General features: G+C 67.7%; 22 protein-coding genes. 11 read left to right on the top strand and 11 right to left on the bottom strand.

Annotation, left to right across the window (positions count from 1 at the left end; all coding sequences use genetic code 11):
- Positions 1-59: 59 nt before the first annotated feature.
- A complete protein-coding gene (locus ABC337_RS12340) occupies positions 60-1,763 on the top strand; it encodes a formate--tetrahydrofolate ligase (RefSeq protein WP_412883719.1) in 1,704 nt (567 codons plus the stop codon).
- 211 nt (positions 1,764-1,974) lie between these two features.
- Positions 1,975-2,922, top strand: coding sequence for a hypothetical protein (locus ABC337_RS12335; protein WP_412883720.1), 948 nt, complete (start codon positions 1,975-1,977; stop codon positions 2,920-2,922).
- 229 nt (positions 2,923-3,151) lie between these two features.
- On the opposite strand, the gene ABC337_RS12330 is transcribed toward ABC337_RS12335, so the two are convergent.
- The 8 genes from ABC337_RS12330 to glmS form a co-directional block, all read right to left on the bottom strand.
- Positions 3,152-4,237 carry an inositol-3-phosphate synthase gene (locus ABC337_RS12330; protein WP_290255877.1) on the bottom strand — a complete coding sequence of 362 codons (1,086 nt, stop codon included), beginning with the start codon at positions 4,235-4,237 and terminating at the stop codon, positions 3,152-3,154.
- Between the two features lie 160 nt (positions 4,238-4,397).
- A complete protein-coding gene (mgrA, locus tag ABC337_RS12325) occupies positions 4,398-5,435 on the bottom strand; it encodes an L-glyceraldehyde 3-phosphate reductase (RefSeq protein WP_412883721.1) in 1,038 nt (345 codons plus the stop codon).
- Between the two features lie 21 nt (positions 5,436-5,456).
- On the bottom strand, positions 5,457-7,226 hold the full coding sequence (gene treZ, locus ABC337_RS12320) for a malto-oligosyltrehalose trehalohydrolase (protein ID WP_412883722.1): 1,770 nt from the start codon (positions 7,224-7,226) through the stop codon (positions 5,457-5,459).
- Between the two features lie 38 nt (positions 7,227-7,264).
- Positions 7,265-9,589 (bottom strand): malto-oligosyltrehalose synthase, encoded by a 2,325-nt coding sequence (treY, locus tag ABC337_RS12315; protein WP_412883723.1) that lies wholly within the window; start codon positions 9,587-9,589, stop codon positions 7,265-7,267.
- On the bottom strand, positions 9,586-11,826 hold the full coding sequence (glgX, locus tag ABC337_RS12310; protein ID WP_412883724.1) for a glycogen debranching protein GlgX: 2,241 nt from the start codon (positions 11,824-11,826) through the stop codon (positions 9,586-9,588). The genes treY and glgX overlap by 4 nt, the downstream gene beginning before the upstream one ends.
- 90 nt (positions 11,827-11,916) lie before the next feature.
- The gene (locus ABC337_RS12305; RefSeq protein ID WP_412883725.1) at positions 11,917-13,479 is read right to left on the bottom strand and encodes an NAD(P)H-hydrate epimerase; all 1,563 of its coding nucleotides are present in this window, start codon (positions 13,477-13,479) and stop codon (positions 11,917-11,919) included.
- Between the two features lie 3 nt (positions 13,480-13,482).
- Positions 13,483-13,830: a holo-ACP synthase gene (locus ABC337_RS12300; protein WP_412883726.1), complete on the bottom strand. Its 348-nt coding sequence runs from the start codon at positions 13,828-13,830 to the stop codon at positions 13,483-13,485.
- Positions 13,831-13,834: 4 nt separating this feature from the next.
- The gene (gene glmS / locus ABC337_RS12295; protein ID WP_412883727.1) at positions 13,835-15,727 is read right to left on the bottom strand and encodes a glutamine--fructose-6-phosphate transaminase (isomerizing); all 1,893 of its coding nucleotides are present in this window, start codon (positions 15,725-15,727) and stop codon (positions 13,835-13,837) included.
- A 113-nt stretch (positions 15,728-15,840) separates the two neighbouring features.
- Here glmS and coaA point away from each other — a divergent pair, with 113 nt between their 5' ends.
- Positions 15,841-16,806 carry a type I pantothenate kinase gene (coaA, locus tag ABC337_RS12290; protein WP_412883728.1) on the top strand — a complete coding sequence of 322 codons (966 nt, stop codon included), beginning with the start codon at positions 15,841-15,843 and terminating at the stop codon, positions 16,804-16,806.
- A 14-nt stretch (positions 16,807-16,820) separates the two neighbouring features.
- Complete coding sequence (locus tag ABC337_RS12285; protein ID WP_412884937.1) at positions 16,821-17,711, top strand: M15 family metallopeptidase; 891 nt, start codon at positions 16,821-16,823, stop codon at positions 17,709-17,711.
- 36 nt (positions 17,712-17,747) lie between these two features.
- Here ABC337_RS12285 and glmM read toward each other — a convergent pair whose 3' ends face one another.
- The 3 genes from glmM to rplM form a co-directional block, all read right to left on the bottom strand.
- Complete coding sequence (gene glmM / locus ABC337_RS12280) at positions 17,748-19,109, bottom strand: phosphoglucosamine mutase (RefSeq protein WP_412883729.1); 1,362 nt, start codon at positions 19,107-19,109, stop codon at positions 17,748-17,750.
- A 196-nt stretch (positions 19,110-19,305) separates the two neighbouring features.
- Positions 19,306-19,815, bottom strand: coding sequence for a 30S ribosomal protein S9 (gene rpsI / locus ABC337_RS12275; RefSeq protein ID WP_412883730.1), 510 nt, complete (start codon positions 19,813-19,815; stop codon positions 19,306-19,308).
- 36 nt (positions 19,816-19,851) lie between these two features.
- On the bottom strand, positions 19,852-20,295 hold the full coding sequence (gene rplM / locus ABC337_RS12270) for a 50S ribosomal protein L13 (RefSeq protein ID WP_043454696.1): 444 nt from the start codon (positions 20,293-20,295) through the stop codon (positions 19,852-19,854).
- 316 nt (positions 20,296-20,611) lie between these two features.
- Between rplM and ABC337_RS12265 the strand changes: the two genes are divergently transcribed.
- The 7 genes from ABC337_RS12265 to ABC337_RS12235 all read left to right on the top strand — a co-directional run bounded on the left by ABC337_RS12265 (position 20,612) and on the right by ABC337_RS12235 (position 26,801).
- Positions 20,612-21,292 carry a prepilin peptidase gene (locus ABC337_RS12265; RefSeq protein ID WP_412883731.1) on the top strand — a complete coding sequence of 227 codons (681 nt, stop codon included), beginning with the start codon at positions 20,612-20,614 and terminating at the stop codon, positions 21,290-21,292.
- A 270-nt stretch (positions 21,293-21,562) separates the two neighbouring features.
- Positions 21,563-21,769 carry a Flp family type IVb pilin gene (locus ABC337_RS12260; RefSeq protein ID WP_412883732.1) on the top strand — a complete coding sequence of 69 codons (207 nt, stop codon included), beginning with the start codon at positions 21,563-21,565 and terminating at the stop codon, positions 21,767-21,769.
- 114 nt (positions 21,770-21,883) lie between these two features.
- The gene (locus tag ABC337_RS12255; RefSeq protein WP_412883733.1) at positions 21,884-22,291 is read left to right on the top strand and encodes a TadE/TadG family type IV pilus assembly protein; all 408 of its coding nucleotides are present in this window, start codon (positions 21,884-21,886) and stop codon (positions 22,289-22,291) included.
- Between the two features lie 29 nt (positions 22,292-22,320).
- Positions 22,321-23,328: a pilus assembly protein TadG-related protein gene (locus ABC337_RS12250; RefSeq protein WP_412883734.1), complete on the top strand. Its 1,008-nt coding sequence runs from the start codon at positions 22,321-22,323 to the stop codon at positions 23,326-23,328.
- Positions 23,329-23,527: 199 nt separating this feature from the next.
- Positions 23,528-24,136 carry an RcpC/CpaB family pilus assembly protein gene (locus tag ABC337_RS12245; RefSeq protein WP_412883735.1) on the top strand — a complete coding sequence of 203 codons (609 nt, stop codon included), beginning with the start codon at positions 23,528-23,530 and terminating at the stop codon, positions 24,134-24,136.
- Entirely contained in the window at positions 24,133-25,335 is a 1,203-nt protein-coding gene (locus ABC337_RS12240) for a CpaE/TadZ family protein (protein WP_412893230.1), read from the top strand. Before ABC337_RS12245 ends, ABC337_RS12240 begins: the two co-directional genes overlap by 4 nt.
- A complete protein-coding gene (locus ABC337_RS12235; RefSeq protein WP_412883737.1) occupies positions 25,332-26,801 on the top strand; it encodes a TadA family conjugal transfer-associated ATPase in 1,470 nt (489 codons plus the stop codon). The genes ABC337_RS12240 and ABC337_RS12235 overlap by 4 nt, the downstream gene beginning before the upstream one ends.
- Positions 26,802-26,803 lie beyond the last annotated feature (2 nt).

Below are 26,803 nucleotides of genomic sequence, written 5' to 3'. Positions count from 1 at the left end.
CGGACGCTTGGCCGGGACCGCCGGCACAGCGAATCCACGCCACGAGCCGAAGGACGCCGATGTCAGCCCCCACCTCCCCCGCCGCGCCCGTTCCCAGCGACCTCGAGATCGCCCGGCGCGCCACCATGCGGCCCATCGACGACGTCGCGGCGGCCGCCGGGATCAACCCCGAGGCGCTGGAACACTACGGCCGGTACAAGGCCAAGATCGATCCGGCTCGGCTTACCGGCGCCGCTACTCCGGCCCGCGGCAAGGTGGTGCTCGTTTCGGCCATGTCGCCGACTCCGGCAGGAGAGGGCAAGTCCACCACCACGGTCGGCCTGGCCGATTCCCTGGCCCGCGCCGGCCACCGGGTGATGATTGCGCTGCGCGAGCCCTCGCTGGGCCCGATCCTGGGGATGAAGGGCGGCGCCACCGGTGGTGGCTTCTCGCAGGTGCTGCCCATGGACGAAATCAACCTGCACTTCACCGGCGACTTCCATGCCATCACCTCGGCCAACAACGCCCTGATGGCGCTGGTGGACAACCACATCTACCAAGGCAATGCGCTGAACATCGACCCTCGCCGGATGACGTTCAAGCGGGTCCTGGACATGAACGACCGCGCGCTCCGCGAAGTGGTCATCGGCCTCGGCGGGCCCACCCAGGGCGTTCCGCGGCAGGACGGGTTCGACATCACCGTCGCCTCCGAGATCATGGCCGTCTTCTGCCTCGCCACGGGCCTGGATGACCTTCGCTCCCGGCTGGGCCGGATCACCTTCGGCTACACCTACGACCGGGAGCCGGTTACCGTTGCCGACCTCGGCGTCGAGGGGGCCCTGACCATGCTGCTCAAGGACGCGATCAAGCCCAACCTGGTGCAGACCATCGCCGGCACACCCGCCCTGGTCCACGGCGGTCCCTTCGCCAACATCGCCCACGGCTGCAACTCCCTGATCGCCACGCAGACGGCCCGCTCCCTGGCGGACATTGTGGTCACCGAGGCCGGCTTCGGCGCCGATCTGGGCGCGGAAAAGTACATGGACATCAAATCGCGGGTGGGCGATGTGGCACCGTCCGCCGTCGTGGTGGTCGCCACCGTCCGCGCGCTGAAGATGCACGGCGGGGTGGCCAAGGACCTGCTCCAGGCGCCCGACGTCGATGCCCTCGCCGCCGGCGTCGCCAACCTGCAGCGGCACGTCCGCAACATCGGCAAGTTCGGCATCACCCCGGTGGTCGCCATCAACAAGTTCGGCACCGACAGCCAGGAGGAGCTCGACTGGCTGCTGGCCTGGTGCAAAGCGGAGGGCGTGGAGGCCGCGGTCGCCGACGTCTGGGGCCGGGGCGGCGGGGGCGACGGCGGCGACGAGCTCGCCGCGAAGGTGGCCGCCGCGATCGAGGCCCCGCACGGGTTCTCCCCGCTGTACCCGCTGGAGCTGTCGGTGGAGGACAAGATCCGAACCGTAGTCCAGGAAATCTACGGCGCCGACGGCGTGGAGTTCTCCGTGCCGGCGCTGAAGCGGCTGGCGGACATCGAGAAGAATGGCTGGTCCTCGATGCCGGTATGCATGGCCAAGACGCAGTACTCGTTCAGCGACGACGCCACCAAGCTGGGCGCACCGAAGGGCTTCACCGTGCACGTCCGGGACCTGATCCCCAAGACGGGCGCGGGCTTCATCGTGGCCCTCACCGGCGCCGTGATGACCATGCCCGGGCTGCCCAAGGTCCCGGCCGCGATGCGGATGGACGTCGACGCCGACGGCAACCCGGTGGGCCTCTTCTAACCCCTCCCTCACGTCCTGCACCGATCGACGAAACCCTCCCTCACATCCGGCACCGATCGACGAAACGCTCCCTCACGTCCGGCACCGATCGAGGAATCCCTCCCTCACGTCCGGAACCGATCGAGGAATCCCTCCCTCACGTCCGGCGCGGCTTCTCGGGCCGCTGTGGATAACTCCTCCAAGGCTTGTCCAAGTCGTCCACAATGCCAGCATGAGCGCACGAAGAGAGTTGCCGGAGTCGTTGGAGGCTGGACCTTTCACCCTCACGGCCGCGATGTCGTTGGGAGTAACGAGAGCCAGGTTGCGGCAGCCGGATGTCCGGCACGTCAGTCGGGGGCTCTACCGGCCCGCAGGTTGGAGCTTCGAGTTGGAGTCGGCCGCCCGCGCGTTGTCCGAGGCCTCCCCCGGGGCGTGGATCTCGCACGTCACGGCCGCTCGGCTTCGCGGCCAACTCTTGCCCCCGCGGCTCTCCGATTCCGAGGAGTTACACCTAAGCAAGCCCCGCGCGCTCCCGGAAGTCCGTCGGAAAGGGATTGTTGGACACACGGTTGTTGCGTTCGACGGCGAGGTCGAGACCGCGGATGGCATCCGGATCAGTACGCGCTCCCGGACGTGGCTCGACTTGGCCAGGGTCCTGAACGTGCCTGAGCTGGTCTGCATGGGGGACGAGCTCGTTCGTGTCCCCCGGTTAAACCTGGAGGGCCGGAGCGAGCCGTTCGCGACCCTCGCCGGATTGCGTTTGATGCTGGGTCGCCACCCGAACCTTCAGGGAATCGTCCGGGCCCGAACAGCTTTGGAGTTAATGCGCGTCGGAGCAGACTCGGGACCTGAGACCCTCCTGCGCCTCGCAATGTGCGACGCCGGGCTTCCTGAACCGGAGCTTCAAATAGAACTGCGCCCGGGCAGTCCAGCAACCCCGACGGCCGACCTCGGGTACCGGCGTCGGCGCCTCGCCATCCAGTACGACGGCGGTCATCACCTGGAGCCCGCCCAAATCTTCAGCGATCGACGCCGAGATAAGGCCTTTGAAGCGGCCGGCTGGGCAGTGATCCTTTTGACTAAACAAGACCTCGCCGACGGTTTCGTTGCCGCGACGTCCAGAATCAAACGTGTCCTTCGCAACGCCTACGTTAGCCCGTCAAGCGCCGCTGGCTTTTGATGTCGATTTGAGGGAGCGTCCCAACGGAACCCGCCGATCGTGAGGGAGCGTCCCAACGGAACCCGCCGATCGTGAGGGAGCGTCCTAACGAAACCCTCCAATCCTGAGGGATCGTGCGGACAGGAACGTCCCTCCGGCCGGAAAACACGACGCTCCCGCACCGGAAGTGCGGGAGCGTCATGGTGAAACGTGCCGGATCTGAGGGAGCGTCCGGAGGCGAGGAAGGGCTTTAGCGCTCCAGGTCTCCGCGGATGAAGGCCTCGACCTTTTCACGGCCGAGGTCATCGTTGAACTGCTCCGGCGGGGACTTCATGAAGTAGCTGGACGCGGAGAGCAGCGGGCCGCCGATGCCGCGGTCCAGGCCGATCTTGGCGGCGCGGACGGCGTCGATGATCACGCCGGCGGAGTTGGGCGAGTCCCAGACCTCCAGCTTGTACTCCAGCGACACCGGGGCGTCGCCGAAGTTGCGGCCCTCGAGGCGGACGAAGGCCCACTTGCGGTCGTCCAGCCACTGCACGTAGTCGGACGGGCCGATGTGCACGTCGCGGGCGGCGAGGTCGGCCTCGACGTTGGAGGTGACGGCCTGGGTCTTGGAGATCTTCTTGGACTCGAGCCGGTCGCGTTCCAGCATGTTCTTGAAGTCCATGTTGCCGCCGACGTTCAGCTGGTAGGTGCGGTCCAGGGTGACGCCGCGGTCCTCGAACAGCTTGGCCATGACGCGGTGGGTGATGGTGGCACCGATCTGGCTCTTGATGTCGTCGCCCACGATCGGGACGCCGGCCTCGGTGAACTTGTCCGCCCACTTCTTGGTCCCGGCGATGAAGACCGGCAGGGCGTTGACGAAGGCGACGCCGGCGTCGATGGCGCACTGGGCGTAGAACTCGGCAGCCTCCTGCGAGCCGACGGGCAGGTAGCAGACCATGACGTCCACCTGGGCGTCCTTGAGGGCCTGGACGACGTCGACCGGCTCCTCCGGGGACTGCTCGATGGTCTCGAGGTAGTACTTGCCGAGGCCGTCGAGGGTGGGGCCGCGCTGGACGGTGACACCGGTCGGCGGGACGTCCGCGATCTTGATGGTGTTGTTTTCGCTGGCCAGGATGGCGGCGGAGAGGTCCTGGCCCACCTTCTTGCCGTCGACGTCGAACGCCGCCACGAACTGCACGTCGTTGACGTGGTACTTGCCGAACTGGACGTGCATCAGACCCGGGATCGTGGCCTCGGGATCGGCGTCCCGGTAGTACTCGACACCCTGGACCAGCGAGGTGGCGCAGTTACCCACGCCCACGATTGCAACACGAATCGGATTTGCAGACACGAAACTCCCTTAGAGAACCAACAGGTGCCCGGCGAGGCCGTTCCGCGAAGGGGACGGCGAAGAAGCGGGCACGACGCCGTGCGGCGTCCTTGCATTCTAGTCAACGGTGCCACGGGCGGGGTTTGTTCCCGTCCGCGGCACCGTTTCGATAACGGACCGGTTACTTCTGGGCCCAGAGGTTGATGTCGGACTCGACGGCGAACTCGTCGATGGCGTCCAGTTCCTCGGCGCTGAAGTCCAGCTTGTTAATCGCGGCGAGGCTGTCCTCGAGCTGCCGGACGCTGGAGGCCCCGACGAGCGCGGAGGTGACCGGGGCGCCCTTGCGCTGGTCGCGCAGGATCCAGGCGATGGCCATCTGGGCCAGGGTCTGGCCGCGGCCCTCGGCGATCCGGCTGAGCCCGCGGACGCGGTCCAGGTTCTCCTCGCTGATCATGTCCGTGTCCAGCGACTTGTGCTGGGCGGCGCGGGAGTCCTCGGGGACGCCGTTGAGGTAGCGGTCGGTGAGCATGCCCTGAGCCAGGGGTGAGAACGCGATGCACCCGGCCCCCACCTGCTCCAGCGCCTCGTGCAGGCTCGGGCTGCCGTTCTCGGTCCAGCGGTTCAGCATCGAGTAGCTGGGCTGGTGGATCAGCAGGGGCGTGCCGAGGTCCTTCAGGATGCGGGCCGCCTCCAGGGTCTGTTCCGGGGTGTAGGAGGAGATGCCGGCGTAAAGGGCCTTCCCGGAGCGGACCGCCTGGTCCAGGGCGCCCATGGTTTCCTCCAGCGGGGTTTCCGGGTCCGGGCGGTGGCTGTAGAAGATGTCCACGTAGTCCAGGCCCATCCGGCCCAGGGACTGGTCCAGGCTGGCCAGCAGGTACTTGCGGGAGCCCCAGTTGCCGTAGGGGCCGGGCCACATGTCGTAGCCGGCCTTGCTGGAGATGATCAGCTCGTCGCGGTACGGGGCGAAGTCGTCCCGGAAGTGCCGGCCGAAGTTGGTTTCGGCGCTGCCGTAGGGCGGGCCGTAGTTGTTGGCCAGGTCGAAGTGCGTGACGCCCAGGTCGAAGGCGCGGCGCAGGATATCCCGTTGCACCTCGAAGGGCTTGTCATCGCCGAAGTTGTGCCACAGGCCCAGTGAGATGGCCGGCAGTTTCAGGCCGCTGCGCCCGACCCGGCGGTAGGGCATCGTGTCGTAGCGGTTTTCCGCTGCGGTGTAGGTCATGGGTTTCCTTCCGTTCTGACGTTAGGGCCGGGACGCGAGGATGCCGGCGCTGTGGCCGGGCAGGCTCAGCGTCCCGCCATCGAGGGCGACGGCGTCGTCCGTGGCGAGCCGCAGGGCTGACCAGGCGACCGGCACGGTCCGGGCCTCGGCGGAGAAGTTCAGGGCAACCTCGGTGCCGCCGCGGCGCAGCAGCAGCCAGCCTTCGTCCTCGCTGAAGTCGACGGCGGTGTCCGCGAACCCGCCGTCGGTGAGGTCCGGCGTCGAGCGTCGCAGGGCGATGAGCTCCCGGTAGAGAGCCAGCAGCCGGGCGTGGTCTCCCTCGGAGGCCTCGGCCCAGTCCAGCTTGGAGCGGGTGAACGTCTCCGGGTCCTGAGGGTCGGTGACGACGGCGGGGTCCCAGCCCATGCGCTCGAATTCCTTGATCCGGCCCTCGGCGGTGGCCTTGCCCAGTTCCGGTTCCGGGTGGGAGGTGAAGAACTGCCAGGGCGTGCTGGCGCCGTATTCCTCGCCCATGAACAGCATCGGGGTGAACGGGGCGGTGAGGGTGGCGACGGCGGCCAGGGCCAGCTGCCCGTAGCCCAAGGTCTGGGAGAGCCGGTCGCCGGTGGCCCGGTTGCCGATCTGGTCGTGGTTCTGGTTGCAGACCACCAGCGCGGCGGGGTGGACCAGGCCGGTGTTGATCGGCCGGCCGTGGTGCCGTCCGCGGAAGCTGGAGTAGCTGCCGTCGTGGAAGAAGCCCTTCTCCAGCACCTTCGCCAGTGCGCCGAGGGAGCCGAAGTCCTCGTAGTAGCCGGTGGTTTCGCCGCTGACGTTGACGTGCACGGCGTGGTGGAAGTCGTCGCTCCACTGCCCGGCCAGGCCGTAGCCGTTCGCGTCCCGGGGGTACAGCAGGCGCGGGTTGTTCAGGTCGGACTCGGCGATCATGGTGGCGGGCCGGCCGGTTTCGGCGGCGACAGCGTCGGCGAGCGCGCCGAAGTCCTCCAGCAGGTGGACGGCGCGTTCATCCTTGAAGGCGTGCACGGCGTCGAGCCGGAGGCCGTCGACGTGATAATCGCGCAGCCACATGGCGGCGTTGTCCAGAATGTAGGAGCGGACGACGTCCGAGCCGGGGCCGTCGAGGTTGACCGAGTCGCCCCAGGTATTGCCCTCGCCGGACTTCAGGTACGGGCCGAAGCGGGGCAGGTAGTTGCCGCTGGGGCCAAGGTGGTTGTAGACCACGTCCTGGATGACGCCCAGCCCGGCGGCGTGGGCGGCGTCGACGAAGCGCTGGTAGGCCGCGGGCCCGCCGTACCCCTCGTGCACGGTGTACCAGAGGACGCCGTCGTAGCCCCAGTTGTGGGTGCCGTTGAAGCCGTTGACCGGCAGCAGTTCGACGAAGTCCACGCCGAGGTCGGCGAGGTAATCCAGTTTTCCGGCGGCGGCGTCGAGGGTTCCCTCGGGGGTGAAGGTGCCCAGGTGCAGCTCATAAATGACACTGCCCTGCAGTTTCCGGCCGGACCAGCCGGCGTCGGCCCACCGGTGGGCGCGGGGGTTGAAAGTCCGGGACAGGGAATGCACGCCCTCGGGCTGCCGGCGGGAGCGCGGGTCCGGCAGCGGGCTGTCGTCGCCGTCGAGGAGGTAGCCGTAGTCGACGTCGTCGCCGGCGGGCGCGTCCGCCGCCGTCCACCAGCCCTCGGGGCCGGAGGTCGCCTGGGTCATGGGGTAGCGCTGGCCGTCGGCGAGCAGGACGACGTCCTTCGCCTCCGGCGCCCAGATGTCGAAGCGCGCGGATCCGTCTGTGGGCAGTGTCATTGTAGTTCCCCCTGGGTTGGCGTCGGTCTGTGAAGGGCTCATGCGGTCGGGGCGAGGAGGGCCACCGGGAAGTGGCGGAGGAGGTCCCCCACCGCCACGGAGCCCGGCTCGAAGAACCGGCCGGTGAGCTGGTCGGTCATCGCCACGGCGAGCTCGAGGGCCGTGTCCTGCCAGCCGCCGCGCTGCTCCAGCCCGTGGGGCAGTCGGGTCGCGACGGTGACGGCGCCCGGGGCGTCCTGTCCGCGGTCGAAGGCGACGACGTGGCCGGCGGCGTGACCGGTGGCCTGCAACGGCGTGTAACCGGTGAAGAGGTCCTGCCGGTCGCGGCGCAGGCGCAGGGCCCGGGAGGTGACCAGGAGTTTGGCGTCGTCGTCGCGGTAGGAGTCCGGCAGTTCCCCGGCGTCCAGCCGCGCCAGGGCGGCCCGGCGGGCGCCGAAGTCGAACGGACGCCGGTTGTCCGGGTCGGTCAGCGACCGGTCCCAGAACTCGGTGCCCTGGTACACGTCCGGGACGCCGGGCATGGTGAGCTGGACGAGCTTTGCGCCGAGCGCGTTGACCGCGCCCCGCGGGTCCAGCCATTCGACCAGTGAGTCCAGCTCGGCGCGGACGGCCGGGTTGTCGAAGGCGGCGTCGACGGCGGCGGTCAGCTTAACCTCGAACTCCTCGTTCGGGTCCAGCCAGTCGGTGGAGTTCCCCGCTTCCCGGGCGGCCTTCTGCGCGTAGGACTGCAACCGGTCCCGGTCCGCCGGCCAGACTCCGGCGATGGCCTGCCAGAGCAGGTTCGCCAGCGGGCCATCGGGCAGCGGGGCGAGCTGCTGCAGCCGTCCCAGGGACGCGCTCCATTCGGCGGGGCACTCGGCGAGCACCGTGATCCGGGCGCGGGTGTCCTCGCTGCGCTTGGTGTCGTGGGTGCTGAGAGTCGTCATGGAGAGCGGCAGGCGCTCCTGCCGGCGCGTCATCCGGGTGTGGAAGTCGTCCACGGAGATTGCGAATTCGGTGGGGTCCGCACCGACCTCGGTGAGGGTGCCCAGGCGGGTGTAGCGGAAGAAGGCCGTGTCCTCGACGCCCTTCGCCATCACCATGCCGGAGGTCTGCTGGAAGCGGCGGCCCAGTTCCTCACCGGCGTCGGGGCCGGCCTTGAGGAGCAGCGGCAGCAGGGCGCGGACGGCGTCCTTGAGCTCCGGGCGGCGCTCGACGGCGAGATCGCACGCTTCCTTCAGCACGTCCTCCCCCTCGGGCAGGTAGCTGCGGTAGACCGGGAAGGCGGCAATGATCTCGGAGAGTGCGTCCGCCGCGGCGTCGACACCCAGGCCCGCGTCCGACGGGACCAGCCGGGCGAGGCGGAGCATCTCGGAGTGCAGGATGCCGTCGGTGATCCGCCTCTTGGTGCCGCGGATCATGTCCTCGTAGTCGGGGACCCGGCCGTCGCGCAGGGACGCGTCCAGGGCGTCCAGGCCGGCCTGGCCGGCCGGGTCGACGAAGAGACGGTCCACGTCGGCTAGTGCGTCGTAGCCGGTGGTCCCCTCGGCTTCGAACCCGGCGGGCAGTTCCTCGCCCGGTTCCAGGATCTTCTCGATCAGCAGGTACGCCCCGCCGGTGGCCTCGCGGAGCCGGTGCAGGTAGCCGCCCGGGTCGGCCAGGCCGTCCGGGTGGTCGATGCGGAGGCCGTCCACCAGGTCCTCGCGGAACCAGCGGACAATCTCCTCGTGCGCCTCATCGAAGACCTTCGGGTCCTCGACCTTGATTCCGGCGAGGGTGTTGACCGCGAAGAACCGGCGGTAGTTCAGCTCGTTGTCGGCGCGGCGCCAGCCCACCAGTTCGTAGTGCTGCCGGTCGTGCACCGCGCGGGGGTCATCGCCCTCTGTGTAGGTGCCTTCGGCGAGGGGGAACCGGTGGTCGTAGTACCGGAGTTCGCCGTCGCGGACCTCAAGGGCATCGACGTCGGTGTCCTCACCGAGGACGGGGATGCGGATGCGCCCGCCGCCGAAGTCCCAGTCGACGTCGAACGCCGGGGCGTAGGGCGACTGGCGGCCTTCCTTGAGCAGGGACCACCACCACGGGTTCTGGACCGGGGTGGCGACGCCGACGTGGTTGGGAACGATGTCCACCAGCACGCCCATGCCGGCCTCTCGGGCGGCGCGGGAGACAGCGGCGAGGCCCTCGGGTCCGCCGCGGACGGGGTCCACGGTGGAGGGGTCGGTGACGTCGTAGCCGTGGTCCGATCCCTTCTCCGCGGTGAGGATGGGTGAGAGGTAGATCCAGTCGACGCCGAGTGACTTCAGGTACGGGACCTGGGCAGCGGCGTCCTGCAGGGTGAAGCCGGACCGGATTTGCAGCCGGTACGTGGAAATCGGTGTTTTCATGCCTGGGTGGCCTTCGCTTCGCTCTCGTCGGCGGCCTTGGTCTGGGCCTGAACCATCTCTTCCTGGGCTTCCTCGTCGGCGGCGCGGGCGGCCAGCGACGCGGCGGCGGAGTAGTCGACCTCCACCTCGGGGCCCGAGTAGGCACGCAGCACAACCATGGACTTGGCGGCGAGGGTCAGGGTGGTCCCGGCCTTCAGCGGCTCGTAATCGTCGGCCTGGGCTGCGGTGTCGATGAGGACCTCCCAGTTCGGGGAGTACTCGTCCGGCGGCAGGACGAAGTCGACGCCGTCGTCGTGGGCGTTGAAGGCCATGAGGAAACTGTCGTCGGTGATCCGCCGGCCGCGGGAGTCCTGTTCCTGGATGCCGTGGCCGTTGAGGAACACGCCGATGGTCCGGCCGAAGCCGCTCCCCCAGTCCTCCGGGAGCATGCCCGTGCCGTCGGTCTTGAGCCAGACGATGTCCGGCAGCTTCTCACCCTCGCCGCGCACCACCGGGCGGCCGTCGAAGAAGCGGCTGCGGCGGAAGGTCGGGTGGTCGTGGCGGAGCTTGTTCACGAAGGCGGTGAACTCCACCAGCGGCTGGTCCATCGCTTCCCAGTGGATCCAGCTGAGCTCGGAGTCCTGGCAGTAGGTGTTGTTGTTTCCCTGCTGGGTGCGGCCGAGTTCGTCGCCGTGGAGAAGCATGGGGACGCCTTGGGAGAGCAGCAAGGTGGCGATGAAGTTCCGCTGCTGGCGGGCGCGCAGGGCGAGCACGGTCTCGTCGTCGGTGTCACCCTCAATGCCGCAGTTCCAGGAGCGGTTGTGGGACTCGCCGTCGTTGTTGCCCTCGCCGTTGGCCTCGTTGTGCTTCTCGTTGTAGGAGACGAGGTCCCGCATGGTGAAGCCGTCGTGGGCGGTGACGAAGTTGATGGAGGCCACCGGCCGGCGGGCGGAACTCTCGTAGAGGTCCGCGGAGCCGGTCAGCCGGGACGCGAATTCGCCCAGCGTGGAGGGTTCGCCACGCCAGAAGTCGCGCACGGTGTCCCGGTACTTGCCGTTCCATTCGGTCCACTGCGGCGGGAAGTTGCCCACCTGGTAGCCGCCGGGGCCGACGTCCCAGGGCTCGGCGATCAGCTTGACCTGCGAGACGATCGGGTCCTGCTGGATGAGTTCGAAGAAGGTCGAGAGCTTGTCGACGTCGTAGAACTCGCGGGCCAGGGTGGAAGCGAGGTCGAAGCGGAAGCCGTCGACGTGCATCTCGGTGACCCAGTAGCGCAGCGAGTCCATCAGCAGCTGCAGCGAGTGCGGGTGCCGGACGTTCAGGGAGTTACCGGTGCCGGTGTAGTCCATGTAGTGCTTGAGGTCGCCGTCCACCAGCCGGTAGTAGGCCTGGTTGTCGATGCCCTTGAAGGAGAGCGTGGGTCCCAGGTGGTTGCCTTCGGCGGTGTGGTTGTAGACCACGTCGAGGATGACCTCGATGCCGGCGCGGTGCAGGTCCCGGACCATGGCCTTGAATTCCTGGACCTGGTGTCCGCTGTCACCGGCGGAGCTGTAGGTGTTCTGCGGGGCGAAGAAACCGATGGTGTTGTAGCCCCAGTAGTTGTTCAGGCCCTTCTCCACCAGGGTGCCGTCGTTGACGAACTGGTGCACGGGCATGAGCTCGATGGCGGTCACGCCGAGCTTCTTGAGGTGTTCGACGACGGCGGGGTGCGCCACGCCGGCGTAGGTGCCGCGTTGCTCCTCGGGGATCTCCGGGTGGAGCTCCGTCAGGCCCTTCACGTGTGCCTCGTAGATGACCGACTCGTGGTACGGCACGCGCAGCTGGCGGTCGCCGTCCCATTCGAAGTAGGGGTTGATGACGACGCCGTGCATGGTGTGCGGCGCGGAGTCGGCGTCATTGGTGGAATCCGGGTCGCCGAATTCGTAGGAGAAAAGGGCCGGTTCCCAGTCGATCTGGCCCTTGATGGCCTTGGCGTAGGGGTCCAGGAGGAGTTTGTTCGGGTTGAACCGGTTGCCGTTGGCCGGGTCGTAGGGGCCGTGGACGCGGAAACCGTAGCGCTGGCCCGGCTGGACCATGGGCAGGTAGCAGTGCCAGACGTAGCCGTCCACCTCGGTGAGTTCAATCCGCGTCTCGGTGAGGTCATCGGCCAGGAGGCAGAGCTCCACCCGCTCAGCCTGTTCGCTGAACAGTGCAAAATTGGTGCCGGTGCCGTCGAACGTGGCACCCAACGGGTATGCCGTACCGGGCCAAACTTCCATGTGTACTCCTCGTGCGATGCGGACTATCTCTAGACAGACTACTTGTAAGCAGGGTTACTAAATTACCAAGGCGCGACGGGGTCGGTTGTGTTACAGCGCGGCCATGACCTCCGGGAGCGTGCGGGCGATATCGGTGGCCGTAATGGGGCCTCCGCGGCTGGCGAGTGTCCCGGCCCGGCCGTGCAGGCTTGCGGCCATGGCGCCGACGGCGGCCCAGCGGTCCGCGGTCGCGATTCCGGCGGCCGCGAAGTGGTCCGGATCGTCTGCCAGCTGGGCCATCAAGGCGCCCAGAATGCCGCCCAGCACATCGCCGCTGCCCGCCGTGGCCATCCAGGGGGTGGCCTCGGCCTGGCTGAACACCGCGCCGGACGGGGCCGCCACCAGCGTGGTCGCCCCCTTGAGCAGCACCGTCGCGCCGGTCAGGGACACGGCGTGCCGTGCGCTGGCCAGCGGCGCGGCCTCGACGGCGGTGCGTTGCCCGTCGGCGCCGTAGCGGGTCAGGAGGGTGGCCAGTTCGCCGGCGTGGGGGGTCAGCACGGTTCGACCGCTCAGATCGTGAGGCAGGACGGGAAGGGCCCCGGCGTCGGCCACGACCGGCAGCCCGGCGGCGGCCGCGGCCCGGACCCGGTCAAGCTGCTCCCCGGCGCCGTCGTCCAGTCCCGAGCCGAGGAGCCAGGCCTGGACCCGCACGTCGGTGTCCTGGCCGCATACCACCTCGGGGCAGGCCTGCCGGACCAGGTCGGCGACCGCCGGCGGTCCGACGTAGCGGACCATGCCGACGCCGGCGGCGAGGGCGCCGCGGCAGGCGAGGACGGCGGCTCCGGGGTACCGCTCCGAGCCCGCGACCACGCCGAGGACGCCACGGGAGTATTTCTGTGCCCGGCGGGTCGGGTGCGGCAGGAGCGCCGCCAGGTCGGGGCCCTGGAGCCGGCGCAGCGGCGGGGCACCGAGGCCGTGCTCAACGCCGATGGGTATGGTCACGATCCGGCCGGCGTGGTCCGCGCCGGGGTCGGCCAGGAGACCGGCCTTGGCGGCGCCGAACGTCACGGTCAGGTCGGCGGCCAGGACTGTCCCGTCCGCTTCGCCCGTGTCCGCGTCGATGCCGCTGGGAATGTCACAGGCGACCACGAGGGCTCCGCTGCCGGGCGCCAGCCTCCGGTCACGCTGGTCCCGGATCTCGCCGGCCAGCAGCTCGAGGAAGCGCGCCGTCGGCCCCTGCAGGCTGCCGCGTGCGCCGGTGCCGAGGATGGCGTCGATGACGATGTCCGAACCGGCGGTTTGGCGCGCCAGCCCGGCGGCGGCGTCGCCGGAGTCCGGCAGGGCGATGGATCGGCCGCCGGCGGCGTGGAAGGCGGCCAGGCCCTCCGGGTGGGCGTCGCCGGCGGTGAGTACCGCCGTCGTCCGCATGCCGCGGCGGGCCAACAGGGCCGCGGCGAAGAGGCCGTCCCCGCCGTTGTTGCCCTTGCCCGTGAGGACGGTGACGCTGCCTCCGTAGAGCCGGCGCCCTCGGCCCCGCAGCTCCCGCACCACGGCGTTGGCCAATCCGTAGGCGGCCCGTTGCATGAGAACAGCGCCCATACCGGGGTCCGCAGCTGCGTCCAGGAGCCGCCTTTCGACGTCCCGGATGTGCGTTCCGGTATGGGCGCTGATCATGGCCTAGCCTTCGGCGATCACCGTGGCGGTGGCGATCCCGCCGTCGTGGCTGATGGACAGGTGCCAGCGCTTGACGCCCCTGGACTGGGCCACGGCCAGCACGGTGCCCTTGACCTGCACCGTGGGGCCGTTCTGGTCCAGGCCGATCCAGCAGTCCTGCCAGTTCATGCCGGCCGGAGCGCCCAGGACCTTGGCGACAGCTTCCTTGGCGGCAAAACGGGCCGCCAAGGAGCGGGTATTCAGCTCACGCTCAGCCGGGACGAACAGCCTGTCCCTCAAACCGGGGGTGCGCTCAAGTTGCCGCCCGAACCGCTCGATGTCTACGACGTCTACGCCAATGCCTACGATCATGCGGCTATTCTACGGTCACGCTCTTGGCGAGGTTCCGCGGCTGGTCCACGTCGTAGCCCTTGGCGCTGGCGAGGGCCAGCGCGAAGATCTGCAGCGGGACGGTGGTCAGCAGCGGTGCCAGCAGGGTGGGGGTTTCCGGGATGTAGATGACGTGCTCGGCGAAGGCCTTGACCGCTTCGTCACCCTCTTCGGCGATGACGATCGTCTTGGCACCGCGGGCGCGGACTTCCTGGATGTTGGAAACCACCTTGGCGTGCAAGGAGTCGCGGCCGCGCGGGGACGGGACCACCACGAACACCGGCTGGCCCTCCTCGATCAGGGCGATCGGGCCGTGCTTGAGCTCGCCGGCGGCGAAGCCCTCGGCGTGGATGTAGGCGAGCTCCTTGAGCTTGAGCGCGCCCTCCATGGCCACCGGGAAGCCGACGTGGCGGCCCAGGAACAGCACGGACTTGGCGTCCACCATGGACTCGCCGAGCTCCTTGATCTGCGCCGCGTTGTCCAGGATGGACTGGACCTTCTCCGGGATCTTGCCCAGGTCGGAAAGGATGTCCTTGATCTCGCCCTGGAACTTGTTACCGCGCAGCTGGGCGAGGTAGAGGCCCAACAGGTAGGCGGCGGTGATCTGGGCCAGGAAGGCCTTGGTGGAGGCGACGGCGATTTCCGGGCCGGCGTGCGTGTAGAGCACGGCGTCGGATTCGCGCGGGATGGTGGAGCCATTGGTGTTGCAGATGGCAACCGTCTTGGCGCCCTGTTCCTTGGCGTAGCGGACCGCCATGAGGGTGTCCATGGTCTCGCCGGACTGGGAGATCGAGACGATCAGGGTCTGGGCGTCCACGATCGGGTCGCGGTAGCGGAACTCGTGCGAGAGTTCGACCTCCGTGGGGATCCGGCACCAGCGCTCAATGGCGTACTTGGCGACCTGGCCGGCGTAAGCGGACGTACCGCAGGCGAGCACGATGATCTTGTCGACGCTCTTGAGCAGCTCGGGGTCGATGCGCAGCTCGTCGAGGGTCAGCTTGCCGTCGACGTCGGAGCGGCCCAGCAGGGTCTGCAGCACGGCGTCGGGCTGATCGTGGATTTCCTTCTCCATGAAGGACGGGAAGCCGCCCTTCTCCGCGGAGGCCGGGTCCCAGTTGACGTGGTATTCCTTGCCCTCGGCGGGGGCACCGTAGAAGTCGGTGATCTCCACGGAGTCGGCGGTGATGGTGACGATCTGGTCCTGGCCGAGTTCCACCGCGCGGCGGGTGTAGTCGATGAAGCCGGAGACGTCGGAACCGAGGAAGTTCTCGCCCTCGCCCAGGCCTACCACCAGCGGGGAGTTGCGCCGGGCGGCCACGACGACGTCGGGCTGGTCGGCGTGGATGGCGAGCAGCGTGAACGCGCCCTCGAGCCGCTGGCAGGCGAGCTGCATGGCCTTGGTCAGGCCGCCGTTGGCGTTGTCGCCCCCGAGCTGGTTGCGGTAGATGTCGCCGAGCAGGGCGGCCGCGACCTCAGTGTCCGTCTCGGACTGGAAGGTCACGCCCTTTTCCAGCAGTTCCTGCTTGAGTTCGGCGAAGTTCTCGATGATGCCGTTGTGGATCAGCGCCAGCTTGCCGCCGTCGGAGAGGTGCGGGTGGGCGTTCTGGTCGGTCGGACCGCCGTGCGTGGCCCACCGGGTGTGGCCAATGCCGGTGGTCGCATCCGGCAGCGGGTTGGCCTCGAGTTCGGCGATGAGGTTGCTGAGCTTGCCGGACTTCTTCCGCGAGGAGATCGCGCCATCGGCGACCACCGCGATGCCCGCGGAGTCGTATCCGCGGTACTCCAGCCGGCGCAGGCCTTCGAGGACAACGTCCAGGGCCTGGTGCTCAGTACTTGTCTGGCCACCCGGGCGGCCTACATATCCAACGATTCCACACATGGACCCAAGCCTATCTGGTTTTGGCGCTGCGTTATGGATCGCTACGTCCGGAAGGCCCGCCGCCACGGCGCGCGCATTTCGCTCTGGGCGCCTGCGAGGGCAGAATCTCTAGGGTGACTTCGCAACGCAACGATGCGAACGGCGAGGGCGTCTCCCCGTTCGTGGAGCTGGACCGGCAAACCTGGTCCCGGCTCGCTGCCCAAATGGAGCAGCCCCTCAACGAAGAGGACGTCCTCCGGCTCCGCGGCCTCGGCGACCCGCTGGACATGCGGGAAGTCCGCGAGGTGTACCTCCCGCTTTCCCGGCTGCTGCACCTCTATGTTGAGGCCGCCAATCAGCTGCACGCGGCCACCACCACGTTTCTGGGTGAGACGACCCGCCGCACCCCCTTCGTGATCGGCGTCGCCGGCTCGGTGGCCGTGGGCAAGTCCACCATTGCCCGTGTGCTGCGGGAAATGCTGCGCCGCTGGCCCGGCACGCCCAATGTGGAACTCATCACGACGGACGGCTTCCTCTATCCCCTTGCCGAGCTAAAGCGGCGACAACTGCTGGACCGCAAGGGATTCCCGGAGTCCTACGACCGCCGCGGCCTCCTGCGTTTTGTCAGCGAGGTCAAGGGCGGAGCGGAGGAAGTCCGGGCCCCGTGGTACTCGCACGTCACCTACGACATCGTCCCCGGCAAGGAAGTGGTGGTCCGCCGGCCGGACGTGCTGATCGTGGAGGGCCTGAACGTCCTCGCCCCCGCCCGCCCGCGCTATGACGGCCGCCAGGGCCTTGCACTGAGCGACTTCTTCGACTTCTCGATCTACGTGGACGCCAAGACCTCCTACATCGAGGAATGGTACGTGGACCGGTTCCGCAAGCTGCGCACCACCGCGTTCGCCCAGCCGGAGTCCTACTTCCACCGGTACGCCACGCTCTCCGACGCCGAGGCCGAGGAGACGGCCCGTGGGATCTGGAAGCGGATCAACGAGCCGAACCTGGTGGAAAACGTCCTCCCGACCCGGGGCCGGGCACAGCTGGTGCTCACGAAGGATGCTGACCACTCGATCCGCCGCATGTTGCTCCGCAAGGTCTAGCACGGGTGGGCTATATACCGGGCGAAGATGGGCTTGAGGGGCTTTTCAGCCGCCGGCGCTTCGGCGGCCTTCTGGCTGCGGCAGCCGTCCCAGTAACCGCCGCCGCCCTGACAGCCTGCGAGCCCTCCGCCGGACCGGCGCCGTCGTCCGGCACGGGCGTGCCACCAACGCCCGCTGCCGCCCCGGTCAGCGCCTCCCCTAAAACGACTCCGTCGGCGACGCTCTCAGCAAGTCCGGAGCCCGCCACCCCGTCGGCGACCGTCCCGGCATCATCGTCGCCGGCGGCTTCCGCGCCCGGGCCGCAGCACTCCCTGACAGATCCTGCCAGCCCCTGGGTGGTGGTCAACAAGCATCGGCCGCTCTCCCCTGCAACTTTTATCCCGCCGGATCTGGTTCAGCCCGCGATCCGGTTGGCGGTGTCCGGCGAGGCCGCCCTCCTGAACAGCATGACGGCGGCGGCAGCGGAGCGGATGTTCGCCGCGGCCGCAATGGCCGGCGTAGTGATGACCCTGGCCAGCGGGTACCGGTCCTTTGTCACCCAGACCTCGACCTACAACGGCTACGTCGCGACGCGGGGACAGGCGGAGGCGGACACGGCATCCGCGCGGCCGGGCTTCTCCGAGCACCAGACGGGCTGGTCGTTTGACATCGGCGACGGCGGGGGCGCCTGCAGCTTCCAGCCGTGCTTCGCCGAGCAGCCCGCGGCCGTCTGGGCGAAGGCGAACGCCCACCGCTTCGGCTTCATCGTCCGGTATCCATGGATGTACCACGAGACCACCGGCTACTACTACGAGTCCTGGCACCTGCGCTACATCGGAGTGGAGGCCGCAGGCGACATGGCCGCCAGGGGTGTCCCCACCTTGGAGGAGTACTTCGGCCTGGAAGCCGCGCCGGCCTACCTCTGATCGAGGCAGGCCGACGAAATCTGCTCCGCGTGGTCGTTAGTCGCTGGCCAGCGCCAGCGCGAGCTCGGTCCGAACCACCTCGGCCAATTCCCCGGCCACCCGTTCTGCGGTTTCATGGTCCCCTGCTTCGACCATGACGCGAACCACCGGCTCGGTGCCCGAGGGACGCAGCAGCACCCGGCCAGTGTCGCCCAGCGCGGCCTCGGCGGCTTCCACGGCGGCGGCGACGGCCGCGTCGCCGTTGACCCGGCTGCGGTCGACGTCGCGGACGTTGATCAGTACTTGGGGAAGCTTGGTCATGACCGTGGCGAGGTCCTTGAGCGGGCGCCCCGTCAAGGCCACCTGCGCGGCAAGCTGGAGGCCGGTGAGGACACCGTCGCCCGTGGTGGCGTGATCGGCGAAAATGACGTGGCCGGACTGTTCACCACCCAGGCTGAACCCGCCGTCGCGCATGGCTTCGAGGACGTACCGGTCCCCCACACCCGTTTCCTTCAGCTCGATGCCGGCGCCGCGGAGGGCCAGCTTGAGGCCAAGGTTGCTCATCACGGTGGCCACCAGGACGTCGTCCTTGAGTTTCCCGGCGTCCTTGAGGGCCAGCGCGAGGATCGCCATGATCTGATCGCCGTCGACTTCGGTGCCCTCATGGTCAACGGCCAGGCAGCGGTCCGCATCGCCGTCGTGCGCGATGCCGAGGTCTGCCCCGTGCGCCACCACGGCAGCCTTGAGCGGGGAGAGGTGGGTGGATCCGACGCCGTCGTTGATGTTGATGCCGTCCGGCTCAGCGCCGATGGTGATGACTTCGGCGCCGGCGGTCTTGAATACCTCGGGTGAGCAGCCGCTGGCCGCGCCGTGGGCGCAGTCCACGACAACCTTGAGTCCCTCAAGGCGGTGCGGAAGGGTGCCGAGCAGGTGAACGATGTAGCGGTCCTCGGCGTCGGAGAAGCGCTGGATACGGCCGACGTCAGCGCCCACGGGGCGGAGCGGCTCCTCGCCGAGCCTGGCCTCGATTGCGTCCTCGACCTCGTCGGGGAGCTTCTGGCCGCCGCGGACGAAGAACTTGATGCCGTTATCCGGTGCCGGATTGTGCGACGCGGAGATCATCACGCCAAAGTCGGCGTTGAGGTCCGCCACCAGGTAGGCGGCCGCCGGGGTGGGGAGGACACCGGCGTCGTAGACGTCGATGCCGGAGCTGGAGAGCCCCGCCTCCACGGCGGCGGCGATGAACTCGCCGCTGGCCCGGGGGTCGCGGGCCACGACGGCGCGGGGCCGCCCCTGGCCTGTGTTGCGGTCGTGCCCGAGCACGACGGCGGCGGCCTGTGCCAGCTGCATCGCCAGCTCCGCGGTCAACAGGCCATTAGCAAGGCCCCGGACACCATCTGTTCCAAATAATCTAGACATCGTGTCCGAGTTTAGTCGATGGCCCGGGATACGACGTCGGGTCCCACGGCCCCGTTAACGACGGAAGCCCGCCCCGCGCATGCGGGACGGGCTTCCAAAGCAGGCGCTGTTTAGCGCTTGGGGATCCGAGCGCTGAACAGCGCCGCGGGTCCCACGGTATGGTCGCGCCAGCGGCCACACCGTGGGTAGGCGCTGTTTAGCGCTTGGAGTACTGCTGAGCCTTGCGGGCCTTCTTGAGACCGGCCTTCTTACGCTCGATGACGCGGGCGTCACGGGTGAGGTAGCCGGCCTTCTTCAGGGTGGCGCGGTTGTTCTCGACGTCGATCTCGTTCAGCGAACGGGCGATGCCGAGACGCAGTGCACCGGCCTGGCCGGAGGGGCCACCACCGTGGATGCGGGCGATGACGTCGTAGGCGCCTTCCAGATCGAGGATCTTGAAGGGCTCGTTGACGTCCTGCTGGTGCAGCTTGTTCGGGAAGTAGTTCGCCAGCTCGCGGCCGTTGATGGTCCACTTGCCGGAGCCGGGGACGACGCGGACGCGTGCGACGGCTTCCTTGCGGCGGCCAACAGCTGCGCCGGCAACGGTCAGGGCCGGACGCTCCTTCTTGGGAGCGGCTGCGTCAGCAGCGCCGCTCTCAGAGGTGTAGCTGGTCAGGTTTTCCTCAGCCTCAACGGCTTCGGTGGTCAGTTCTTCGTTCTGAGCCACGATTCTCCTTGATAAAAAGTTGGTTGGTGGCCAGGACTACTGGGCGACCTGGGTGATTTCGAAAGTCTTGGGCTGCTGGGCGGCGTGCGGGTGCTCTGCACCGCGGTAAACCTTCAGCTTGCCCAGCTGCTGTGCAGCGAGGGAGTTCTTCGGAAGCATGCCCTTGATGGCCTTCTCCACGGCGCGGACCGGGTTGGTCTCCAGCAGCTCCGCGTAGTTGACGGAGGTCAGGCCGCCCGGGTAGCCGGAGTGGCGGTAAGCGCGCTTCTGCTCCAGCTTGGCGCCGGTCAGGGCAACCTTCTCAGCGTTGATGATGATGACGAAGTCGCCCATGTCCATGTGGGACGCAAAGGTGGCCTTGTGCTTGCCGCGCAGCAGGATTGCGGTCTGGCTGGCAAGACGACCAAGGACAACGTCGGTGGCGTCAATGACGTGCCACTGGCGGTTGATATCGCCGGGCTTCGGGGTGTACGTACGCACGGTGTTTGCCTCGTTCTTGTTCTGGCGTTCTTGTTTTAGGCGTCACGCGGGGTGCACCTACTATCTATGCGCTACCGGAACAGAGGTGAGGGCTCTATGTAACCAGTCATCCTGTGGTCTCGAATGTGCACGCGGAGTAGTTATCCTGCAACCGGATTCTCTGCGGGCACGCACCATCGAGATAGGACACGCACAACGACTACCTAGATTAGCGGAAGCCGTAGGCATGGGTCAAAATGAACTGTCCGCCGCCCGCAGGCCCGCAGTGGCGCAGAACCGGGCGGCACCAGAGCCGCGCTCGATCCCAGGAGGCCCCGTGACCGCTCCCACCCTGGCCGGAGCGGAACATCTCCCGGCGGCCGGAGCGGCACTCTTCATCCTGGCGACCGCCCTTGCCGGTGTCGCGCTCGACTTCGCAGCCCGGGCCGCTTCCAGACGCGCACTCCCCCAGTACGCTGTTTCGTCACCACGCCGGGCGTGGCCGACGGCGGCTGCGGCCGGACTGCTCTGCGGCGCCTTGGCCTGGCACTTCGGCCCCGCGCCGGAATTAGCCGCCTACCTATTTCTGGTAATTGCCGCGGTGGAATTGACGCGAATTGATCTTTCCTTCCATATCCTTCCCAACCGGATTGTGGCACCCCTCCTGGGCGTCGGCCTGGTGCTCCTGACAGGCTCCGCGATGGTCTCCGGCGAGTGGCCGGCACTGCTCCGGGGCCTCATCGGCCTCGTCATCCTCTTCGTTTGCTACTTCATCTTGGCGCTCATCAGTCCCAATGGCATCGGAATGGGCGACGTAAAGCTCTCCGCGCCGCTCGGGCTGTACTTGGGATACCTAGGCTGGCCGCAGCTGTTCTACGGAGGCACCCTGGGCTTCGTCGCTGGCGGTATCGCAGCAGCCTTGCTGGTGCTGAAAAACCGCGGAACCAAGCCTCAGGAAGTTGCCTTCGGGCCCTCTATGCTTGCGGCCACCCTGGCCGTCATCCTGTTCTCCGCATAAGGCTTCCGACGTCGGTTCCTCTCCCCGCCAATAGGTAAGCCGACTTAGTAAAACAAGTAGTTCGCCGCCAGGGCCTGGTCAGACTGAGTACACCGCTTCGGATACCTGCGTAAACGCGCTCTTTTACGGGCGGAAGACGAGTAGTTGAAATCATTGCCGGGTCGATATTTGCCGTGCCATTGTGGTCGCATCGACGCTCCACCGAATAGCAAATGGGGGATTTGCCGGAGTTTCGATAAACATTCAAAACTCTGGAAAAGGATTAATACAATGACTGGTCTCATGGTCTCAATGCTTTCTTTCATCGCCGGCGTCAAGGGCAAGTTCGAATCCGAAAAGGGCGCGACCGCGACGGAATACTCGCTGCTGGTGGCCTTCATCGCCTTCGGCATCATCCTCGCCGTTACCGCCTTCGGCACGGCCCTCGCCGGCTGGTTCAACGGCCTCGCCGCCACCGTCAATGGATGGGCCCGGTAGGTTCCCTGCCACCTCTCTCAAACAGGTCTCAGCACCAACCTCTGTGCCGCGTCCGCGCCACGCGGGCGCGGCACAGTCCACCCCTTCGCTGCATCTATTCCCTGGGGGGATCCCATGAAGCGCAGCAATCAGCCACCGTGCCCGCCGAGGCGGGCCGGCCGTGAACGCGGGGCGGCCGCCGTCGAATTCGCCCTCGTCGCACCGATCCTCCTGGCCCTCGTGGGCGGGATCGTCGAGTTCTCCTACACCTACAACCTGCAGATCTCCGTCACGCAGGCGGCCCGCGAGGCAGCCCGGACCATGGCGATCTTCAACGACCAGGCCCGGGCCCAGAGCGCCGCCGTCGCGGGGGCGCCCGGACTGAACCCGGCCGGCTTCAGCTACACCTTTACGGGTGCTTGCCCCGTCGGCGGAACGGGCAACGCGCAGGTGGCGGTCAGCTACACCGCAAACTCCCTCACCGGGATCTTCGGCGGCTCAGTCACCGTCCGCGGAGCGGGGGCCATGCGATGCCACGGCTGAAAGCTCGAACTGGCAGAAACCGGGCACGCGTGAACACTGAGCGCGGCGCGGCCGGCGTCATGGTGGCGCTGATGATGGTGGTCCTGATCGGGGCCGGGTCCCTGGCCGTCGACGCCGGGCAGATCTACTCCGAACGCGCGCAGCTGCAGAACGCCGCCGACGCCGGCGCCCTTGCCGTCGCGCAGCGGTGTCATGCAGCCGGCAGCTGTACCGTCGCCCAAGCGATCACATGGGCCCGCGAACTCGCGGGGCCCAATGCGAACGACGGAGCATCCGCCGTCGATTCGGTGGACCTCTCCGTGGCCGGCCAGGCCAAGGTAGTCACCTCCACCCTGGGATCCAACGGTGCCGGCTTTCTCACTACGATGTTCGCCAGCGCCCTCAATGTGGGACCGGCCACCGTTCGGGCCGCAGCCACCGCGTCCTGGGTCCCGCAGAGCGCGGGCTCCGGGTTCCCGCTGGCCATCTCGGACAGTTGCTACAACCTGTCCTCCGCGGCCGCCACAGCCCAGGCGCAAAAGATCTCCTACAAGCCCGGGGGGACCTGCACCGGCCCCTCCGGGACGCAGATTCCGGGAGGCTGGGGCTGGCTGGACCAGAGCTCCCCGTGCGTCGCCACCACTTCGATCGGAAGCAACCGGGTGGGTTCGGACCCGGGCAACAATCCGCCCAGCGGATGCGCGACGGTCCTTGCGGGCTGGCGTTCCACCATCCTGGCGGGCGGAGACGTCAAGATCGCCTTCCCCGTCTTCGATGACGCCAGCAACCAGGGCCAGAACGGCTACTTCCACGTCATCGGCTACGCCACCTTCAAGATCTGGGGCTGGCGCTTTGGCAACAACAGTGCACAACACCCCGAGTACTCGTTCCGGAACACGGCCGGGGATCCGAACATGACCAGTTCCCTTGCCTGCCCGGCCAGTCAGGACCGCTGCGTGATTGGCCAGTTCGTGAAATTCGAAACCATCGATTCATCCGGCGCAATTTCCGGGGGCGGCACCGATCTGGGGACCGTCGAAATAAGACTCACACGATAAGTAATTGTTAGGAGTTGACATGAGAACACGCCTGCTGGGGGGCATTGCGGCTTTACTTGTTGCCATTATTGGCACAGTGCTTTTGGTCTCTTACGTCCAAAATGCAGATAAACGCGCAATCGCCGGAACTGAAACTGAATCCGTGTACGTCGTGCAAAAAGCCATTCCCGCCGGAACTGCGGCCGACAAGGTCGCCGGCATGGTGACAAAAAAGGAGGTTCCGAAGCTTGCCGTGGCGGAAAACACCATCACCGATCTCGCCTCCCTCGGGTCGAAGGTCACAGCGGTTACCCTGGAGCCCGGTGAGCAGCTGCTGTCCAGCCGGATGGTGGACGAAACGTCGTTCCTTGGGCCGTCCCGGGTCCAGGTGCCCGCCGGACTGCAGGAGATCACGCTCAAGCTGCCCATCGAACGCGTGGCGGGCGGCATCCTGAAGGCCGGCGACACCGTGGGTGTCTTCCTCTCGCTGGACTCCGCGGCCACGGGCACCGACGGTGCGGCCGGGGCCAAACTGAGCCGTACCCAGCAGTCCTTCCACAAGGTCCTGGTCACCGCGGCACAGTACAGCGACGGTGCGGCGACCCAGCCCGGAACGGCCGCGGACACCGGCGGCGCCAGCCAGGTCTCGTCGACGACGTCGAAGTCCTCCGGCGACGGCGGTTACCTCATCACCCTGGCGCGGAGCAGCGCCGACGCTGAACGGATCGTCTTCGCTGCGGAGTTCGGCAAGATCTACCTGTCCAAGGAACCCTCGGATTCCCCGGACGCCGAAACCGGCACGGTGGATGCGGCAGGGCTGTTCAAATGAGCCGCTTCGTCCTGATCACCCCAAATTCGGATTTCGAACGCCTGGTCCGCCTGGCCGTCAACGGAATGCACGGCGAGCTGCACGTCTTCAAGGCGGACTACCTGCCCGAGGGTCCGGCCGACATACTGAAGCAGTTGGTCGGCGAACCTCCGGAGGTCCTTATCCTGGGACCGGGCGTTCCGGTGGCGGACTCGCTGAAACTCGCGTCCGTGATGGATCTCCAGTACCCCGAGATCAGCGTCGTGCTGGCCTGCACTGCCGATCATGAGACCGTGGTCCAGGCCATGCGCGCCGGCGTCCGGGACCTCCTCGACCCCGACGCGGATCCGGACACCATCCGGGTCATGCTGGAGCGGGCAAGCCTCGCCGCCGCCGGCCGGCGCCGGGGGCTGGGTCCGCAGGCCACGGAGCACGCAGACCACGGCCCCGGCCGCGTGATTGCCGTGATGTCACCGAAAGGCGGCGTCGGCAAGACAACGGTGGCCACCAACCTCGCCGTCGGACTGGGAAAGAGCGCCCCGATGAGCGTGGTGGTGGTGGACCTGGACCTCCAGTTCGGCGACGTGGCCAGCGGGCTGTTACTGGAACCGGAGTTCACCATCACCGACGCAGTGGCGGGTGCGGCAAGCCAGGATTCCATGGTGCTGAAGACCTACCTCACGGTCCACCCGGCCGGAATCTACGCGCTCTGCGCCCCGCGGACGCCGATTGAGATGGACCGCATTACGGCGGCCCATGTCAGCCACCTGCTCGAGCAGCTGCGGCAAGAGTTCCGCTACATCGTGGTCGACACCGCACCGGGCCTGGGCGAGCACGTCCTGGCCACGTTGGAGCAGGCAACTGACGCAGTCTGGATCTGCGGGATGGACGTCCCCAGCATCCGGGGACTGCGGACCGGGTTCCAGATTCTCGACGAGTTGAATCTGGTGCCGGCCCACCGGCACATCGTCTTGAATATGGCAGACCGCCGCGCTGGTCTCTCGCTCAAGGACGTCGAGGCCACTATCGGCGCCCCGGTGGACGTCGTCCTCCCCCGCTCTCGCACCCTGCCGTTCTCCACTAACAAGGGCGTACCCATCCTCCAGGACAACAGCCGGGACGCGGCCCTCAAGGGCCTGCGGCGCCTGGTCGACCGGTTCAAGCCGGACTGGGACGCCCGGCCGCACAAGCAACTCCACAGAAGGGCGGTAGTCCAATGAGCCTCGCGGACCGGTACCAACAACTGCGCGGGGGCCCCGGGCCCACCGAATCGAACAAGCCCGACGACGACGTTTTCGCCGCCCGCAACTCCCCGGCCACCCTCGGCCGGATCCTCGAGGCCAAGACAGCCGCCGATGCGCAGCTGCCGTCCGAAGAGCTCCAGCAGACGGCGACGGTGGCCAGCGAGGCGCTCAACGCGCTCAAGGAACGGGCCAGCGCGTCGCTCTTCGAACGGTTGGGCTCCCGCATCACGGATTCCTCGGTGGACGAGGCCGAGCTGCACCAGTCGGTCAAGGAAGAGCTCAAGGCCGTCGTCGAAGAGGAGCAAATTCCCCTCTCCGCGGCAGAACGCCAGCGGCTGATCCGGGACATTTCCGACGACGTGCTGGGCCACGGACCCATCCAGCGCTACCTGGACGACCCGACCGTCACAGAAGTCATGGTCAACCGGTTCGACCAGATCTATGTGGAACGTCAGGGACGCCTGCAGCTCACCGATGCGAAGTTCACCTCCGACGAGGCACTGCGCCGGGTGATCGAGCGGATCGTCTCCAACGTTGGCCGCCGCATCGATGAGTCGTCCCCATTGGTGGATGCCCGCCTCTCCGACGGTTCACGTGTCAACGCCATCATCCCGCCCCTCGCGGTCAGCGGGCCGGCCCTGACCATCCGCAAGTTCGGCAGGGACCCCCTGACGGTGCACGACCTGGTCACCATGGGCAGCCTGTCGCCCGAGATGGCCGAACTGCTCCAGGCGTGCGTTCAGGCACGGCTGAACATCATCGTCTCCGGCGGTACCGGCACCGGCAAGACCACCCTTTTGAACGTGCTCTCCTCCTTCATTCCGAGCGCGGACCGGATCGTCACCATCGAGGACGCCGTGGAACTGCAGCTGCAGCAGGACCACGTGGTCCGGCTGGAGAGCCGTCCGCCCAACATTGAGGGCAAGGGCGAGATCTCCATCCGCGACCTGGTCCGCAACTCGCTCCGCATGCGGCCGGACCGGATCGTGGTTGGCGAGGTCCGCGGCGGCGAGTCCCTGGACATGCTGCAGGCCATGAACACCGGCCACGACGGCTCCATCTCCACCGTCCACGCCAACTCGCCGCGGGACGCCATCGCCCGGCTGGAAACCCTCGTGCTGATGGCCGGGATGGACCTGCCACTGCGGGCCATCCGCGAACAGGTCGCCTCCGCGGTGAATCTGATCGTGCACATCACCCGCCTCCGGGACGGTTCGCGCCGGGTCACGCACATCACCGAGGTCCAGGGCATGGAGGGCGACGTCGTCACGCTCCAGGACGCGTTCGTGTTCGACTACGCCGCCGGCGTCGACGGCAACGGCCGCTTCCTGGGCCGGACCATCCCCACCGGTGTTCGTCCCCGGTTCACGGACCGCTTCGCCGAGCTGGGGATTCCGATCTCGCCGGCGGTCTTCGGCGCCTCAGCACTGAGGGGGCGGTAACG

The organism is Arthrobacter phoenicis, assembly GCF_047238215.1.
Classification (GTDB): domain Bacteria; phylum Actinomycetota; class Actinomycetes; order Actinomycetales; family Micrococcaceae; genus Arthrobacter.
This window is presented reverse-complemented; position numbering and strand designations above follow the sequence as displayed.